The organism is ANME-2 cluster archaeon, assembly GCA_014237145.1.
In the GTDB taxonomy this organism is placed as follows: domain Archaea; phylum Halobacteriota; class Methanosarcinia; order Methanosarcinales; family Methanocomedenaceae; genus Methanocomedens_A.
Map to the genome: position 1 here is coordinate 67,926 of JAAXOC010000100.1, position 14,593 is coordinate 82,518.

18 protein-coding genes are annotated in these 14,593 nt (G+C 45.3%); 14 read left to right on the forward strand and 4 right to left on the reverse strand.

Translation table 11 applies throughout. The annotated features are described in order from the left end of the window. Positions 1-133 precede the first annotated feature (133 nt). From HF974_13950 to HF974_13975, 6 genes are all read left to right on the forward strand, one after another. Complete coding sequence (locus tag HF974_13950; GenBank protein ID MBC2699403.1) at positions 134-400, forward strand: AbrB/MazE/SpoVT family DNA-binding domain-containing protein; 267 nt, start codon at positions 134-136, stop codon at positions 398-400. 44 nt (positions 401-444) lie between these two features. After that, the gene (locus HF974_13955; protein MBC2699404.1) at positions 445-1,290 is read left to right on the forward strand and encodes a class I SAM-dependent methyltransferase; all 846 of its coding nucleotides are present in this window, start codon (positions 445-447) and stop codon (positions 1,288-1,290) included. Positions 1,291-1,432: 142 nt separating this feature from the next. After that, the gene (locus HF974_13960) at positions 1,433-1,615 is read left to right on the forward strand and encodes a hypothetical protein (protein MBC2699405.1); all 183 of its coding nucleotides are present in this window, start codon (positions 1,433-1,435) and stop codon (positions 1,613-1,615) included. A 6-nt stretch (positions 1,616-1,621) separates the two neighbouring features. Next, complete coding sequence (locus HF974_13965) at positions 1,622-1,897, forward strand: DUF4258 domain-containing protein (protein ID MBC2699406.1); 276 nt, start codon at positions 1,622-1,624, stop codon at positions 1,895-1,897. Continuing rightward, the gene (locus HF974_13970) at positions 1,894-2,118 is read left to right on the forward strand and encodes a hypothetical protein (GenBank protein MBC2699407.1); all 225 of its coding nucleotides are present in this window, start codon (positions 1,894-1,896) and stop codon (positions 2,116-2,118) included. Before HF974_13965 ends, HF974_13970 begins: the two co-directional genes overlap by 4 nt. Positions 2,119-2,159: 41 nt before the next feature. Then, positions 2,160-2,963 carry a class I SAM-dependent methyltransferase gene (locus tag HF974_13975; protein MBC2699408.1) on the forward strand — a complete coding sequence of 268 codons (804 nt, stop codon included), beginning with the start codon at positions 2,160-2,162 and terminating at the stop codon, positions 2,961-2,963. 140 nt (positions 2,964-3,103) lie between these two features. Here the strand turns inward: HF974_13975 and HF974_13980 are convergent, their stop codons facing one another. Then, a complete protein-coding gene (locus HF974_13980) occupies positions 3,104-3,619 on the reverse strand; it encodes an acylphosphatase (GenBank protein MBC2699409.1) in 516 nt (171 codons plus the stop codon). A gap of 324 nt (positions 3,620-3,943) precedes the next feature. On the opposite strand from HF974_13980, the gene HF974_13985 reads away from it, so the two are divergent. The 4 genes from HF974_13985 to HF974_14000 all read left to right on the forward strand — a co-directional run bounded on the left by HF974_13985 (position 3,944) and on the right by HF974_14000 (position 6,642). Further along, complete coding sequence (locus tag HF974_13985; protein ID MBC2699410.1) at positions 3,944-4,279, forward strand: heat-shock protein; 336 nt, start codon at positions 3,944-3,946, stop codon at positions 4,277-4,279. Continuing rightward, complete coding sequence (locus HF974_13990; GenBank protein ID MBC2699411.1) at positions 4,219-4,704, forward strand: YjbQ family protein; 486 nt, start codon at positions 4,219-4,221, stop codon at positions 4,702-4,704. Before HF974_13985 ends, HF974_13990 begins: the two co-directional genes overlap by 61 nt. A 261-nt stretch (positions 4,705-4,965) precedes the next feature. Next, positions 4,966-5,277 (forward strand): hypothetical protein, encoded by a 312-nt coding sequence (locus HF974_13995; protein ID MBC2699412.1) that lies wholly within the window; start codon positions 4,966-4,968, stop codon positions 5,275-5,277. A gap of 72 nt (positions 5,278-5,349) precedes the next feature. Further along, positions 5,350-6,642, forward strand: coding sequence for a bifunctional hexulose-6-phosphate synthase/ribonuclease regulator (locus HF974_14000; GenBank protein ID MBC2699413.1), 1,293 nt, complete (start codon positions 5,350-5,352; stop codon positions 6,640-6,642). Positions 6,643-7,200: 558 nt separating this feature from the next. Here HF974_14000 and HF974_14005 read toward each other — a convergent pair. After that, entirely contained in the window at positions 7,201-8,526 is a 1,326-nt protein-coding gene (locus HF974_14005; GenBank protein MBC2699414.1) for an ATP-binding protein, read from the reverse strand. Between the two features lie 104 nt (positions 8,527-8,630). Here HF974_14005 and ade point away from each other — a divergent pair, with 104 nt between their 5' ends. Both ade and HF974_14015 read left to right on the forward strand, forming a co-directional pair. Continuing rightward, the gene (gene ade / locus HF974_14010; GenBank protein MBC2699415.1) at positions 8,631-10,382 is read left to right on the forward strand and encodes an adenine deaminase; all 1,752 of its coding nucleotides are present in this window, start codon (positions 8,631-8,633) and stop codon (positions 10,380-10,382) included. Positions 10,383-10,501: 119 nt separating this feature from the next. After that, positions 10,502-10,861 (forward strand): hypothetical protein, encoded by a 360-nt coding sequence (locus HF974_14015; protein ID MBC2699416.1) that lies wholly within the window; start codon positions 10,502-10,504, stop codon positions 10,859-10,861. Between the two features lie 132 nt (positions 10,862-10,993). On the opposite strand, the gene HF974_14020 is transcribed toward HF974_14015, so the two are convergent. Both HF974_14020 and HF974_14025 read right to left on the reverse strand, forming a co-directional pair. Continuing rightward, positions 10,994-12,340 carry an ATP-binding protein gene (locus HF974_14020; protein ID MBC2699417.1) on the reverse strand — a complete coding sequence of 449 codons (1,347 nt, stop codon included), beginning with the start codon at positions 12,338-12,340 and terminating at the stop codon, positions 10,994-10,996. A 95-nt stretch (positions 12,341-12,435) separates the two neighbouring features. Beyond that, complete coding sequence (locus HF974_14025) at positions 12,436-12,609, reverse strand: hypothetical protein (GenBank protein ID MBC2699418.1); 174 nt, start codon at positions 12,607-12,609, stop codon at positions 12,436-12,438. Between the two features lie 82 nt (positions 12,610-12,691). Here HF974_14025 and nadA point away from each other — a divergent pair, with 82 nt between their 5' ends. Both nadA and HF974_14035 read left to right on the forward strand, forming a co-directional pair. Further along, the gene (nadA, locus tag HF974_14030; protein ID MBC2699419.1) at positions 12,692-13,618 is read left to right on the forward strand and encodes a quinolinate synthase NadA; all 927 of its coding nucleotides are present in this window, start codon (positions 12,692-12,694) and stop codon (positions 13,616-13,618) included. After that, entirely contained in the window at positions 13,618-14,493 is an 876-nt protein-coding gene (locus HF974_14035) for a geranylgeranylglycerol-phosphate geranylgeranyltransferase (protein MBC2699420.1), read from the forward strand. The genes nadA and HF974_14035 overlap by 1 nt, the downstream gene beginning before the upstream one ends. Positions 14,494-14,593 lie beyond the last annotated feature (100 nt).

Genomic DNA, 14,593 nt, shown 5'->3' on the forward strand with positions numbered 1-14,593 from the left:
AGGTTTGCCATTCGCTTGGAGATTATGCGCATGGGCGTCCCAGGCAAGCGGGGTACTTAACGTAGGCTGTGAGAGAAAACCCCTCGAAAGATTAAATATTCTGTAAGACCGATCTTACATGGTGCTATATATGATCAATATCGCAATAACAAAACTCAGTTTAAAAGGGCAGATAGTAATTCCTTCGGAAATGAGGGGTGATTTTAGTGTTGGGGAAAAACTTGTCATAATAAAGAACGAAGAGCAATTAATCTTGAAAAAAGCGAGCGATCTGGACAAAAATTTCGAAGAGGATCTTGCTTTTGCCAGAAGAACGGAAGAAGCTCTAAAGAGATATGAAAAAGGATTCTACAAAGAGATGAACACCAGAGAGTTTACTGATGAACTTGAAAAATGGTAATTGTTGTTTATGACCCTGCATTTAACAAAAAGGAGCGTGCAGGAATGGGAAACGAAAAGAATAGCACCGAAAGCACTGTACATGACACAGACACCTATCTACAGAGCCTAATTGTAACAAATCCCCTGCAAGAACCCATATTTCGCCGTGCAATCCGGGCGCTCAACCTCCCGCCGGGAAGCCGGGGACTCGACGTTGGATGCGGGATCGGCTTGCAGGCCATCATGCTCGGAGAGGCAGTGGGACCTGGCGGGCATGTTACAGGCGTTGATCTGTCCCCGGAATTCCTGGATTGTGCAAGAAGCTTTGCAGAGAAGGCAGGAATCTCTGAGCAGGTCTCCTTTCAGGAAGGGAACATGAACAACCTCCCCTTCGACGACGATACTTTCGACTGGGTGTGGAGTGCGAACTGCGCAGGATATGCACCCGGAGAGCCCTTGCCGCTACTAAAGGAGCTTGCACGGGTGGTAAAGCCTGGCGGAAGTGTGATCATCCTTGCATGGTCGTCTCAACAACTGCTCCCGGGCTATCCAGTGCTTGAGGCACATCTGAATGCGACATCTTCAGGGATCGCCCCGTTTGTAGAGGGGACGGCGCCTGAGCTGCATTTCCCGCGCATGATGGGGTGGTTTCGGCGTGCGGGCATGAAGGAGGTTACTGCCCGGACATTCGTGGGTGATGTCTGCGCCCCGCTATCTGAGGAGATACGGAGTGCACTTACTGCGCTTATCGAGATGCGGTGGGTGGATGTGGAGGCTGAGTTGTCAGAAGGAGACTGGGCGGAGTTCCAGCGGCTGTGTATGCCAGAGTCGCCGGAGTTTATTCTGGATATTCCGTATTACTACGCGTTCTATACGTATTCGATGTTTTGTGGGCGGGTGAGTGGGTGAGCCGTTTTAGGGGTATGACAGCCTAAAACTAATTCACGGAGGGCGCTAATCCGCTTCGGCGCACACGACCCAAGCCCGCAGACGCAAAGCCACGACGGCAACACCACCCCATGATCCGACATTTTGGCCGGGCGGCGGCGATATGCACATACCGCACGCCATGGTCGCCGTACTTGGCTGTGTTTCGCCCGGAAAACCCCGCCGCCGCCCACGAAATTGTGGCACCCACCCAACCGCCAGAGTCTGTGCCGCATCCGATGCCGCAGAAGACGAAAAAGCATGGAGCTTGAATAGAGAGGTTTATGTATCAATAATTCAGGAATGATCAACGATGAAAATTCGGTTTTACATAGACCCGAAGACAAATGATCCACACATCCATCGCCATAAAGTAACCGAACAGGAAGTAAAAGATGTCCTATCGCATCCCGGTGAAGACCGCTTTGGGCACGAGGGGACACGAGTTGCCATTGGTCAGACCAGGTCTGACAGGTACCTTCGTGTTGTTTATGTGCCAGAACCAGAGGGTATATTTGTAATAACAGCATACGATTTATCTGGAAAAGCACTGATAGCTCACCGAAGACGTATCAAAAAGAGAAAATGAGACAGAATAAACTCCCACCAGGATGGAATGAAGAGCGGGTACAGCGTGTCTTAACGCATTATGAGGGCCAGACTGACGAAGAAGCCGTTGCCGAAGACGAAGCTGCTTATGAAGATTCCGGAGATACGCTTATGGAAATTCCATACAAATTGGTCCCCATTGTCCGTGATCTGATTGCGCAGACGAGTTCTGTTGAACATGTGAAAAAGTTAGACATGTAGTAATTTGTGGTCTTACCCCCATTTCAAATCTCTTTTTATCTATGGATAGTTACCTGCAGAGCCTGATTGCAACAAATCCCCTGCAAGAACCCATATTTCGTAGTGCAATCCAGGCGCTCAACCTCCCGCCAGGAAGCGGGGGACTCGACGTTGGATGCGGAATCGGCTTGCAAGCCATCATGCTCGCAGAGGCAGTGGGGGTTGGCGGGCATGTCACAGGCGTTGATCTATCCCCGGAATTCCTGGTTTATGCGAGAGACATTGCAGAGAAGGCAGGCATCTCTGAGCAGGTCTCATTTCAGGAGGGGGACATGAACAACCTCCCATTCGACGACGATACTTTCGACTGGGTGTGGAGTGCGAACTGCGCAGGATATGCACCCGGAGATCCCCTGCCGCAGCTTATGGAACTTGCACGGGTGGTAAAGCCCGGCGGAAGTGTGATCATCCTTGCATGGTCATCTCAACGACTGCTCCCGGGCTATCCAGTGCTTGAGGCACATCTGAATGCGACATCTTCAGGGATCGCTCCGTTTGCCCGCGGGGCGGCGCCTGAGTTGCATTTCCCGCGCATGATTGGGTGGTTTCGGCGTGCGGGCATGGAGGAAGTTAGTGTCCGGACATTCGCAGGCGATGTCTGCGCCCCGTTATCCGAGGAGATACGGAGTGCACTTACTGCGCTTATCGAGATGCGGTGGGTGGATGTGGAGGCTGAGTTGTCAGAAGGAGACTGGGCGGAGTTCCAGCGGCTGTGTATGCCAGAGTCGCCGGAGTTTATTCTGGATATTCCGGATTACTACGCTTTTTTCACATATTCGATGTTTAGAGGGCGGGTGAGTAGGTGAACGCGTATCCACTTCAAATCTAAGGGTAATTTTAAAATTAGTAGACAAGATTAACAGGATCGACAGGATATACCGCAACGTCAATATCCTGTAAATCCGGTCAAAATACCATGCTTTTTGAAGTGGATACGAAAATACGGCTATTTCTCAGCTAGTTTTACAAGGATGTCCTCAAGGCGCTGGTTGCGTTTATCCATGCGCTGGTTATATTCTTTCATCCAATGGTTGTGTTCATCTTGCTTTATTACAAATGCTTCAAGCGTTGTATTTATATTCGTAAGAGATTCTTTCATATCCCCAGTATCTATTTTTATTCCATCAAGAAAATCGATACCAATATCGAATTTTTTTCTAAATTCATAATAATCATCGGTTGCTAACCTGCTGAATACAGACGGTAAATAAAGTTCATCATGGACTTTCTTTTTCTCAATACTATCAATATCCGACCTGGCAAATTCGCTAAGGCCATTTATGAAAACATCTATCGACTTCTGAAGACCTTCACATGCAATCTTAACGCTACCATCAACATCATTAAAAACATAACCTTTTAAATTTAACTTTCTTGCAGTGTCTTCAATAATTCCACGATAACCAATATGCTGAACATTTCCTCTTAATAAGATATTATATCGTTTTATCCTGGTTTGCATAATGAAATTATACATCCTTAGCAGTATTAACTTTGCCCTGATCCAAATTTTATATTCCCAGGCTGAACTAAATCCCCTATCCGGACATATCTCTGGAAGAGTGCATAGAAGCTATCAGGGACGATCCTCTTTTTACACCATAATAACCCAGGGAGAATAAATGATGGATATTGCATGATCCCTGGCAGTTTTCCAGGGAAATTAATAAATACTGCTTTGAATATAATTTAATGTTACATTAAATTGGAGGGATGGATCATTCAAATTAATCTTGAGAATTACTTTTTAAGGACACTGGTAACTGTGGTGGGAATGTCACTTGCCATGATCTCTGTGGCTCTGGGCATAATATATCTGTTCGAAACGGGTCTGCCAATGCCGGCACCTTTGATATTCCTTATTTTTGCAGTATTGTTCATAGTGAGTACGACATTCTTAGAAAGCAGGGGTGCTGTTCATCCATGGTCACTTATAGGCGGTGCCGTATCGTCCATAGCTATTACATTTATTATTACGTCCATTACCGGCGGTATACTCTATGCGGCGACAGGTGGCTTGTCAGCTATATCTCTTGGAACGGTCCTGTATTCACTTTCTGCATGTTTGATCGTAAGCATGGTTACACTAAATTTTGCTCACTACAAGCTTCAGTATATTTAAAGTCCCCTGGTATTTGCTCAATAAGAGGTATTACAGTGAACATCCGGACGAACGAGCGGATTGAACTGGTGAATATTACCAAAGAGGTTAAGAGTGAGGTACATAAAAGCGGTATTGACAATGGCATATGTGTTGTAAGTACCAGCCATACCACGACCGCGATTATTCTAAATGAGAATGAGACGGGCTTGCGTCATGATATCCTGGATTTTCTGGAAAAACTGATACCTCACTCAGCAGGTTACCAGCATGACCGGATAGATAACAATGCCGATGCTCACCTGAAAGCTGTGATGCTGGGTTCAAGCGAAACCATTCCTGTAATGGACGGTGAGCTTGTGCTGGGTACCTGGCAGCATATACTTTTTGTTGAACTGGACGGGCCAAGGCAGAGGACAGTGAATATTACGTTAGTCAACCAATGAAAATATCAATGATAGTAATTGTTAGACCGCTTCTATAGTAGACTTTTTATTTTATTCTGGTCAAGTACGATAAATGGATCATGATACATAAGTTCAACCACAGAGAACACAGAGAACACGGAGCGTTATTGTCTCCTCTGTGCTCTCTGTGCACTCTGTGGTTATAAATCGTTCCAGGATGTAATAAAAAGTCTCTTCTATAGCTACACAAATGTTAATATCCCATAAAACAAGATTCTTAAACCTAGAGGTAAAAATATCATGGCATTCTCTCTTACCATTATCATCATTCTGATCGGCATATCTTACGGTTTCTCCAAAAAAGGAACAGAAGACTATTTCCATATATTACTAAAAGGACTAAAGATCGGATTGGTCCTTGGCCTGATCCTGGGACTGGTGTCATTTTTTATCGTTGGACTGTCAGGAGGAATAGAATCAGCCATTGCAGGAGGACTTATCGGCGGATTTACCGGCTCGATTGTATTTATAGTAATCATGGGAATAGTGACAGTAGAATTCATTATCGGGGTCCTGATCGGAGACATTATTGAAAAAGTACTGCGTAAATGATGATTGTGATATAAACACACCGTCCCGGGTCAAACAAATAAAGTTTTGCCGCATTAGCAATATCTATCATCCATGAACTATGAGCACCCCATACTGCAAGTAGCCCTTGACATTCTTGAGCTTGACCGTGCAATCCAGATAGCCCGCGAGGCCGTAGAGGGCGGCGTAGACTGGATCGAGACAGGCACACCACTCATCAAGAGCGAGGGCATGAATGCTGTCAGGGCACTGAAAGATAATTTTCCCGGACACACCATCCTTGCCGACATGAAGACCATGGACACCGGTGCTCTTGAAGTGGAGATGGCAGTTAAGTCAGGTGCCGATATCGTTATTTTGCTGGGTAGTGCAGACGACTCCACCATTGCCGATGCCAAGCGTGCTGCCGACAAATACGGTGCAAAGCTCATGTGCGACCTCATCTCTGTACCCGATCCCGTTGCAAGGGCAAGGGAACTGGAAGATATGGGGATGGACATCATCAACATCCATGTGGGCATCGACATGCAGATGATGGGCATCACACCCATTGAGCTACTCAGGCAAATGAAAAATGAAATACACATCCCAATAGCAGTGGCATGCGGCCTGGACGCCAACTCATCAGGAGAGGCAGTTTTAGCCGGTGCCGATATTGTGATCGTTGGCGGTAACATCGTGCGCTCCCCTGATGTGACAGCCTCTGCTCGCAATATCCGCCAGAACATGGATGCACCCATGCCCGCTGCTGAGGATAGAGGCTCAATCGAAGCCGAAACCAGGCAGTTGCTGACCCGTGTATCCACACCCAACATCAGTGATGCCATGCACCGAAAAGGTGCCATGCACGGACTTTTTTCCCTGAACCCGGGCCATAAGATGGTGGGGCCTGCAGTTACTGTCCAGACATTTGAGGGTGACTGGGCCAAGACCGTGGAGGCAATTGACACGGCACAGCCCGGTGACGTCATCGTGATCTATAACGGCGGCAGTGACCAGGTGGCACCCTGGGGTGAACTGGCTACCTTGAGCTGCATCAACAAAGGAGTATCAGGAGTGGTTATCGATGGGGCAGTACGGGATATTGATGATATCAGGAAACTGGAATTCCCAGTCTATGCCAGGGCCGTTGTACCGAATGCCGGCGAACCAAAAGGTTTTGGCGAGATCAATGCCGAGATCAGTTGTGCGGGACAGACTGTGCGCCCCGGAGACTACATCGTGGGCGATGACAACGGTATTGTGGTAGTACCTAAGGAGCGGGCCTACGAAATTGCAAGGCGCAGCGTTGAGGTTGAAAAGAACGAGAGCAGGATACGCGATGAAATAACTAGAGGTTCCACTCTATCAAAGATATTGCGGCTTGAAAAATGGGAAAAAAGGTAGGTTTTCCCATTTAAGGGGATTATTTATCTACAAAAATCCCCTGGTTATTACCTTTACCATAAGTACGATTGCCAGCAAGGCGATAAAATAATTTTAGTATTGTATCTGTACTGTTATTTGCTGTATGGGTCATACTACATACCATAGCGTCAGGAATGGCTTGGATTTACAGTTATAAGCATCAGCAAACTGCTTCTACGCTCATTTCTGCCCCTAAAATGGCTTGAAGAGTAGAAATCAATTCACCCGATGGTTTAGTAGACTCTAAAACTTCAATAAAATCTCCCGAAACACATATTCGCTTGACATCAGCGATTGGTATAGCAGGTCACCTTCTTATTTCACGGTATTCTTTTCGGAATCCTGCAAGATACTTCACAAACGGGCTTAGAGAACGTCCAAGATCTTCTGTATCAAATAAAATTTTTTTCAGATAGGTCTCATTGTGTAGTATATATACACTACATGATGTATAACTTATTCTGTTTTGATCGTTAAGCAATTCTGGGGCGCAGGCTAAGCTTTTATAATAAAGAATGGGGTGGGTAATTTAGGAAGTTACAAGCCATTCCTGACGCTATGGCATTCTAATGTCATCCACATCCAAAGCGGTATAAACCTGATACTCTTTCCTTTATGCTCCTCCACTGAATCGTAATCCCCGGTAATAACAAGCAGGTCATCACATTCCAGCTGGTCACTTGCCTTAACCAGGGCCCTTACCTCCCGTTTTTTAACATCCAAATCCTCAACATCCCTGCACACCTGTATCAACTGCTCAACCCTGCCCCCTGTCTGCACTACAAAATCAACCTCTTCTTGCTGCGGGTTCTTCCAGTAGAAAATATCTGTCAACGCCCTCTTGCGCCGCTCAAGCTCCAGGAATACCACATTTTCCATCTTCCTGCCATAATCCCTGGAGATCTCTGTAAGTCTGGCAAACCCTACATCACATAAATATACCTTGTGGATGGACAAATCCCTTTTCCTGATAGAATAATCGAATCTGGGCACAAGAAACACGAACACTGAATCCTCAAGCATGGACAGGTATGAGTACAGGGTATTTTTACTTACCTTGATTCCCTTTGACTTCAGGGTCAGATACTGCTTATGTACGCTGAATTCTTTGGAGTATGAAACTGTCAGGGACTTTACAAGCCATTTGATCAACTGTGTATTTTTTATCTTATATCGCTCAACAACGTCCCTGTACACCACCAGGTTGAAATATTCACTTAATATCCTGAGCCTGGTTTCAGGATTCTCTTCCAATATGATCTCAGGGAAGCCGCCGAATTCCAAGTACTGGTCCAGCAATCCTTTCAGTAGCGATTTTTCCATTGAGCCTAATCTATTCGGGTCAAAACCCGGATGTTCCATTTCCAGGAATTCCTTAAAAGAGAAGGGCAGCAAGAGATAGGACAGCGTCCTGCCGCGAAGGGATGTGGATATCTCTCTACTTAATAACCGGGAACTGGAACCGGTAAGATATATTTCAAAACCTTCATCGTGCAGTGCGCGTACTGCAATCTCCCAGTTATCTATCATCTGTGGTTCGTCAAAGAAAATAATGCACTTTTTACTTATTGAAGCCGGATACAGCTGCCAGTGTATTTTTATGATATCCCTGATTTCCTTGAAATGCACATCCACAAGTCTCGGGTCTTCAAAGTTAAGATACAGGATACGTTCTTTTTCAACTCCGGATACAATCAGTTCACCAATCTTTTTTAACAGGAACGAGGTTTTCCCTGCCCGCCTTGGACCGATAATGGATTTGATCTTTTTGCTTTTGTTTACTTCCAGTTCTCTTTCTGCCAATTCGGGCAGTGCTCTTTTCTGGAAGTCAAGCAAATATTCCTGTATCTCTAAATGGTCCATGATCAATTAAGAGGGAAATAAATATATAAATATTTCCCTGTTAGTTGACCTTATTCCATAAAATATAGGTAAATTCTTACTTCATAAACTCCAATACCTAGTCCATGCAACTCACAGAAAGAATCTTCGCGGGCAAGGGAGATATCAAAGCCGACACTGTCCTTGAACACTGCAGAATAATCAATGTCAACACCAAAGAGATCCTCAACGCTGACATTGCCATCCAGTCAGGTTACATCGTCGGTATCGGCGACGTATCAGGCCTGAGAGATGCAAGTACCAGGATCATCGACGTAAACCACAGATACGTATCCCCTGGTCTGCTGGATGGGCATGTACATTTCGAATCCACCATGGTCACACTGTCCCGGTTTGCACGAAAAGCACTGGAGCACGGTACTACAGGCGTTGTTATCGACCCGCACGAGATCGCAAATGTACTTGGCAGGCAGGGCATCGAACTGGTAATGGAAGAGGCAAAGAGCCTGCCGTTGAACATCTTTGTTGCCGTATCCTCGTGCGTACCTGCCACACCATTTGAGACGTCTGGAGCTTCCCTTGACGACGTCGATGTGCAGGCACTGATCGATAATGAGATGGTAGTGGGCCTGGGCGAGGTAATGGATTTCCCTGCCATATTGAACGGCGATGCCGGCAAACTTGCCATGATACAGGCGGCCCGGAAGCGCAGGCTGGTAGTAGACGGACATGCACCAGGCTTAAGTGGGCCTGACCTGTGGGGCTATATGGCTGCCGGTATTTCCAGTGACCACGAATCCCTCACCTACGAGGAGGCACTGGAGAAACTGCGTCTGGGAATGAAGCTGATGCTAAGGGAAGGTTCGGCAGCAAAGTCCCTTGACTATTTTTTGCCTCGTTTACTTAAGGAGGGTGTGTCCCTGGAGAACGTGTTCTTTGTTACTGATGACAAGCACCCTGAGGATTTGCTGGCAGGCTACATGGATGCAATTGTGAGAAAAGCCATTGCTCTCGGCCTGGACCCCCTGGATGCAATATCCATGTGTACCATAAACACAGCCCGGCATTACCGTATCGACCACCTGGTGGGTTCCATCAGCATAGGCCGCAGGGCTGACCTTGTCATCCTTGACAACCTGGAAGGATTCAGTATACATTCAGTGATCGCCGGCGGTACTACTATTGCCCCAATTGAGACACAAACTCCTGTTTTAAATTACCCGGATCATGTGCTTGATACGATCAGGTACAGGGAGATTAAGCCACAAGACCTGAAGATAATTAATACCCCCGGTAGCAGCGTATCAGTAAATGTGATCAAGGTTTTTCCTGACCAGATATTTACAGAAAAGGACAATGCCGAACTTGTTACTGACGGGTCAGGCATCCTGCTGCCTGATCTGTACAGGGATATCCTGAGTACGGCCGTTATCGAGCGCCATGGTAAGAATGGTAACATCGGACTGGGGTTTGTCAGTGGGTTTGACCTGAAGTCGGGTGCTTTTGCACAGAGCATCGGGCATGACAGCCATAATGTGGTTGTGACCGGAACCAACCATGCCGATATGGCACTGGCAGCAAATGCTATTAAGGAGATGAAGGGGGGCATTGTGCTGGTGCAGGATGGAGAGGTGCTGGACAGCCTGTCGCTGCCCTTTGCCGGGTTGTTGAGCCCTGACCCAGTGGAAGAGGTGGCCCTGGAACTGGATGGATTGCATGGAACAATTAAGGAAATGGGGTGTACTCTGCCTGCGCCATTTATTACACACTCTTTCATTGCACTGCCTGTGATTCCTAAGCTGCGGCTGACAGACATGGGGCTGTTCGATGTAGAAAGATTTGAGATGATCGAGGTTATTATTGGGACTAAAAAATAGAGTACTATCTCATCCAGCCAATAATATGACATTAAGGTACAAATATTTGGATATTAAAATAAAATCAATATTTTTATTTACCAGTATCTGAATTTCACCCTCCTGAGGAGGCACTAAGCATGTCTAATAAATTCAATCTCATAATATTAATATTATTACTGTTCATCATACTGGCAACATCTGGTTGTACTACAAATGTGGGAAAATACGAGTTAGAATATAATGAACGGGAACTAACAGAAGAAAACTGGTGCCCGGAAGGGACAATTTTTAGTATCTCTAACGACCAGACCGATGAAGGATATTTAATGCGATATGCTGGAATTGAAAAAATAGATGGTATTGATATGTGCAATCTATGTAGCGAGATTACTAATGAGAACGGCACTATGCAAATAGATTGTCTTTCTGACTATTCTGGTGATTATTTTATATTCAGAATCCTGGACGAAGACGGTAAAGTCCTGATGGTCTTATAAGAATTTACTAATAGATACTTAAGTATGAATATAATGGTAGTTTTAACGATACATACCGCAATAACTACCATGCCGACATGGCACTTGCACCCAATATCACTGAGGAGATGAAGGGGGGGGCATTGATACTGGTTACGAAGCTATCAACAAGAACAGCCATGCCGGTATAAATAAAATATTCCCATCCTCTTTCAGTATATCCTTTGTCACCACAATCCCCTTCGCATCAAATTCCTCGCAGAACTTAACCATCCCCTTCAGGTCGCGTTTATCAATCTCATTTGAGTACTTGACTTCAATAGGAACAACCTCATTTTTTAATGTGGCCACCATATCCACTTCATTTCTCGACCTGTCCAGCCAGTAGAATATCTTTGGGAACAATTCCCGCTTTTTCAGGGAAAAAATATGTAAGAACACAAGGTTCTCCACGATCTTTGTTTTCTCAAGTTCATCAATTTCCTTCATTAAAAGAGAATTACGAAGACCACAATCCATAAAGAACAATTTTTTCTCCTTCCGTGTGGATGTTACCTGCTTTTTCGAATAAAAATAAGCAGTATAAACTAAGAAACATTCCTCCAAATACGAAATATAATTCTTCACAGTATCCACCTTCACACCCAGCACCTGTGCAAAAGTGGAATAATTCATTCTCCTGGACATAACATCAGAAAGCAGGTCTGTCAGGTCACTCAATACCCGCGGCTCTTTGATATCTTTCAGGTCCAGTATATCCCTGTTGATGGTCAGGGTCTTATACTGCTTCAGTACTTCATAGGCCCTTTCCACATCCTTGATGTAAAAAACTTCAGGGTACCCGCCCTTTATGATATATTCATCCAGTGTAATAAACAGCTCCTGTTTTTCCAGTATAAGACTGTCGTGTGCCTTCTTGATGTCATTATAATCCCTGAAGTCCGCTTGAACATCTATGCCGGTAAATTCCGAAAAATTCAGGGGCAATATCAGATGAAAATTAATCCTTCCAAGCAGACTCTCCCCACTGCCCTTTAGAATCCTCAGTGAAGAAGAGACGGAAACTATAAATTTTATATTGAGGCCCAGGTCCTGCCAGTACTTCAGCATATTTCCCCAATCGTCCAGCTTGTGGATCTCATCCAGGAAGATATACACTTTACTGCTCAACCGATCTATTGGTTCCTTGACAATGGTGTTGGAAAAATCCCTCATAGTATTGTCAAAATCATGCTGCATCTCCAGCCTGATCTTTGGGTTATCAAAGGAAATGAATAAAATGTTTTTCTCGCTGACCCTATTGTTGAGTAAATGGTCTATCAGGTCATACATCATCGTAGTTTTACCCGTCCTCCTGGGTCCCAGCAGGCATGTTAACTTGTCATCTTCAAGTTCTTCCAGCAGATTGCTAAATTCTGCTCGTTTGAGCCTGCCCAGTTTCGACCCGCTGACACTTTTTGTCTTCCACCATAAGTTCTGAATTATAATTTCTTCATACATAATTCCAGTATAAAGTATGTATTATACATCAATCTTTCCATTGTAGAGTATAAGTTTATAGTATTTTTTTCCGTTTTGAAGTAGAAGATACCGAACTACTGTCGCACCCCGGGAAAAAAGAGTGGTTTAACTTCCAGGATACTCTGGGGTGATACTATCCCCTGTGTCACTATCGCCAGTGTCACTATCCCCTGTGTCACTATCGCCAGTGTCACTATCACCAGCGTTACTATCGCCAGTGTCACTAACCCCAATATTACGACAGGCAAACGATAACCTCCATTGGAAAGTGTTTTATCTCATCTCAATAAAAAGGATTGAATGGTAATATTGAATTCACAGGTAATTTCAATGAGTCAACAAAATAAAGATGAGCTAATAACAAAGATCCATGAACTAAAAGAATCGCGTAATGCCGTCATCCTGGCCCATAATTACCAGAGGGGGGAAATCCAGGATATTGCAGATTTCGTTGGGGACAGCCTGGGATTGAGCCAGCAGGCTGCAAAACATGATGCCGATGTCATAGTATTTTGCGGCGTGGACTTCATGGCTGAAAGTGCTGCCATCCTTAGTCCGGACAAGACCGTCCTGATGCCTGAATTATCATCACAATGTCCCATGGCGGCCATGATCACACCTGAAGAACTGGTAAAAATCAAAAACGAATATCCAGGAGCTGCAGTAGTGACCTATGTGAATACCAGTGCAGCAGTGAAGGCAGAATCAGATATCTGCTGTACATCCTCTAATGCTGTCCAGATAGTGAACAGCCTGGATGAGGATGTGGTGATATTCACACCTGACAAGAACCTTGCCCTTTATGCGGCGCGCTACACTGATAAGACGATCATACCCTGGGACGGGTACTGCCCCACACACCACCAGATACTTTCAGGAGATGTATTGCTGTTGAAAGAACAACATCCGGATGCAGAGATCATAGTGCATCCTGAATGCAAACCCGATGTGATCGACATTGCAGACGCGGTATTAAGCACAGGTGGAATGGTGGATCATGTAAAAGAGTCCAGATATAAAGAATTTATCATAGGTACCGAAGTGGGTATGCTGCACAGGCTGAGAAAGGATAATCCGGATAAGATATTCTATCCGGTATCAGAGTATGCCGTATGCCCGAATATGAAGATGAACAGCCTGGAAAATATCATTACTGCACTGGAAGAGAACAAACATGTCGTTACTGTGCCCGCGCATGTGCGGATGAAGGCGAAAAAAGCGCTTGACCGCATGCTTGAGGCCGGACGTGGCGACTGATGCCGTCCAATTCTTTTCGTACCTTTGTTGAGCTGATCAGGTGGGCCAATTGTGCCATGGCAGGTATTGCAGCCCTGGTAGGCACACTGATAGCCTTCCTGGCATTGCCTGATTCCATGCAGGTGCAGCTTGTATATGAGCCGGTATTGGTTTTTTCTGTTGTGTTCCTTATCACCGGGGCAGGCAATGCAATAAATGATTATTTTGACCACGAGATCGACAGGATAAACCGCCCCAGTCGCCCCATTCCATCAGGAAGGGTAAACAGGAAGACAGCGTTGTACTTTTCATTGCTCCTTTTCGGGATAGGTATCGTACTGTCATACTGGCTGGGACCTGTATGCCTGTTACTGGCCGGATTCAATTCCTTAATGCTGTTCCTGTATGCCAGTACCCTGAAACGCATGGCACTGGCAGGTAATATAGTCGTGGGATACCTCACAGGTTCCACATTCCTGTTCGGGGGTGCACTGGAAATATTTGACGGTACAGGTATCCAGTCGACCATGATATTGTTCCTGCTGGCGGTCCTGGCTACTATGGCCAGGGAGATTGTGAAGGACATACAGGATATTGAAGGGGACAGTAGGGCCAAAGCCAGGACACTTCCCATTGTTATAGGTAAGATGAAAGCTTCACGTCTGGCGGCTGTACTGGGAATAACAGGAATTGTACTGAGCCCGATGCCCCTGGTCTTTAATGTGAACAATGCATTCGGCGCATCTTACATGGCTGTGATCTTTGTGGCAGATATACTTTTTTTGGTCTCAATTAACGAAATTCTACTGAGGGATAATGCAGAAAAAGCTTCAAAATTGCTAAAGATGGCTATGTTCGTGGCTTTAATAGCTTTTATAGTCGGTACAGTAATATGAAGCTGAATTTAAGGTGTTCAGATTAGTTTGTCGGGATAATCAAAACATAATTTTTAAATAGGCGTATCTATAAGATATATTCATATTTTACCTATGGTTT

Excerpts from the sequence above, each read along its gene's own strand:
- HF974_13985 (MBC2699410.1), top strand. The coding sequence starts at position 3,944 with ATGATCTCTGTGGCTCTGGGCATAATATATCTGTTCGAAACGGGTCTG.
- HF974_13970 (MBC2699407.1), top strand. The coding sequence starts at position 1,894 with ATGAGACAGAATAAACTCCCACCAGGATGGAATGAAGAGCGGGTACAG.
- HF974_13990 (MBC2699411.1), top strand. The coding sequence starts at position 4,219 with ATGTTTGATCGTAAGCATGGTTACACTAAATTTTGCTCACTACAAGCT.
- nadA (MBC2699419.1), top strand. The coding sequence starts at position 12,692 with ATGAGTCAACAAAATAAAGATGAGCTAATAACAAAGATCCATGAACTA.
- HF974_13980 (MBC2699409.1), bottom strand. The coding sequence starts at position 3,619 with ATGCAAACCAGGATAAAACGATATAATATCTTATTAAGAGGAAATGTT.
- HF974_14000 (MBC2699413.1), top strand. The coding sequence starts at position 5,350 with ATGAACTATGAGCACCCCATACTGCAAGTAGCCCTTGACATTCTTGAG.
- ade (MBC2699415.1), top strand. The coding sequence starts at position 8,631 with ATGCAACTCACAGAAAGAATCTTCGCGGGCAAGGGAGATATCAAAGCC.
- HF974_14020 (MBC2699417.1), bottom strand. The coding sequence starts at position 12,340 with ATGTATGAAGAAATTATAATTCAGAACTTATGGTGGAAGACAAAAAGT.
- HF974_13995 (MBC2699412.1), top strand. The coding sequence starts at position 4,966 with ATGGCATTCTCTCTTACCATTATCATCATTCTGATCGGCATATCTTAC.
- HF974_13955 (MBC2699404.1), top strand. The coding sequence starts at position 445 with ATGGGAAACGAAAAGAATAGCACCGAAAGCACTGTACATGACACAGAC.
- HF974_13965 (MBC2699406.1), top strand. The coding sequence starts at position 1,622 with ATGAAAATTCGGTTTTACATAGACCCGAAGACAAATGATCCACACATC.
- HF974_14015 (MBC2699416.1), top strand. The coding sequence starts at position 10,502 with ATGTCTAATAAATTCAATCTCATAATATTAATATTATTACTGTTCATC.
- HF974_14035 (MBC2699420.1), top strand. The coding sequence starts at position 13,618 with ATGCCGTCCAATTCTTTTCGTACCTTTGTTGAGCTGATCAGGTGGGCC.
- HF974_13975 (MBC2699408.1), top strand. The coding sequence starts at position 2,160 with ATGGATAGTTACCTGCAGAGCCTGATTGCAACAAATCCCCTGCAAGAA.
- HF974_14005 (MBC2699414.1), bottom strand. The coding sequence starts at position 8,526 with ATGGACCATTTAGAGATACAGGAATATTTGCTTGACTTCCAGAAAAGA.
- HF974_13960 (MBC2699405.1), top strand. The coding sequence starts at position 1,433 with ATGCACATACCGCACGCCATGGTCGCCGTACTTGGCTGTGTTTCGCCC.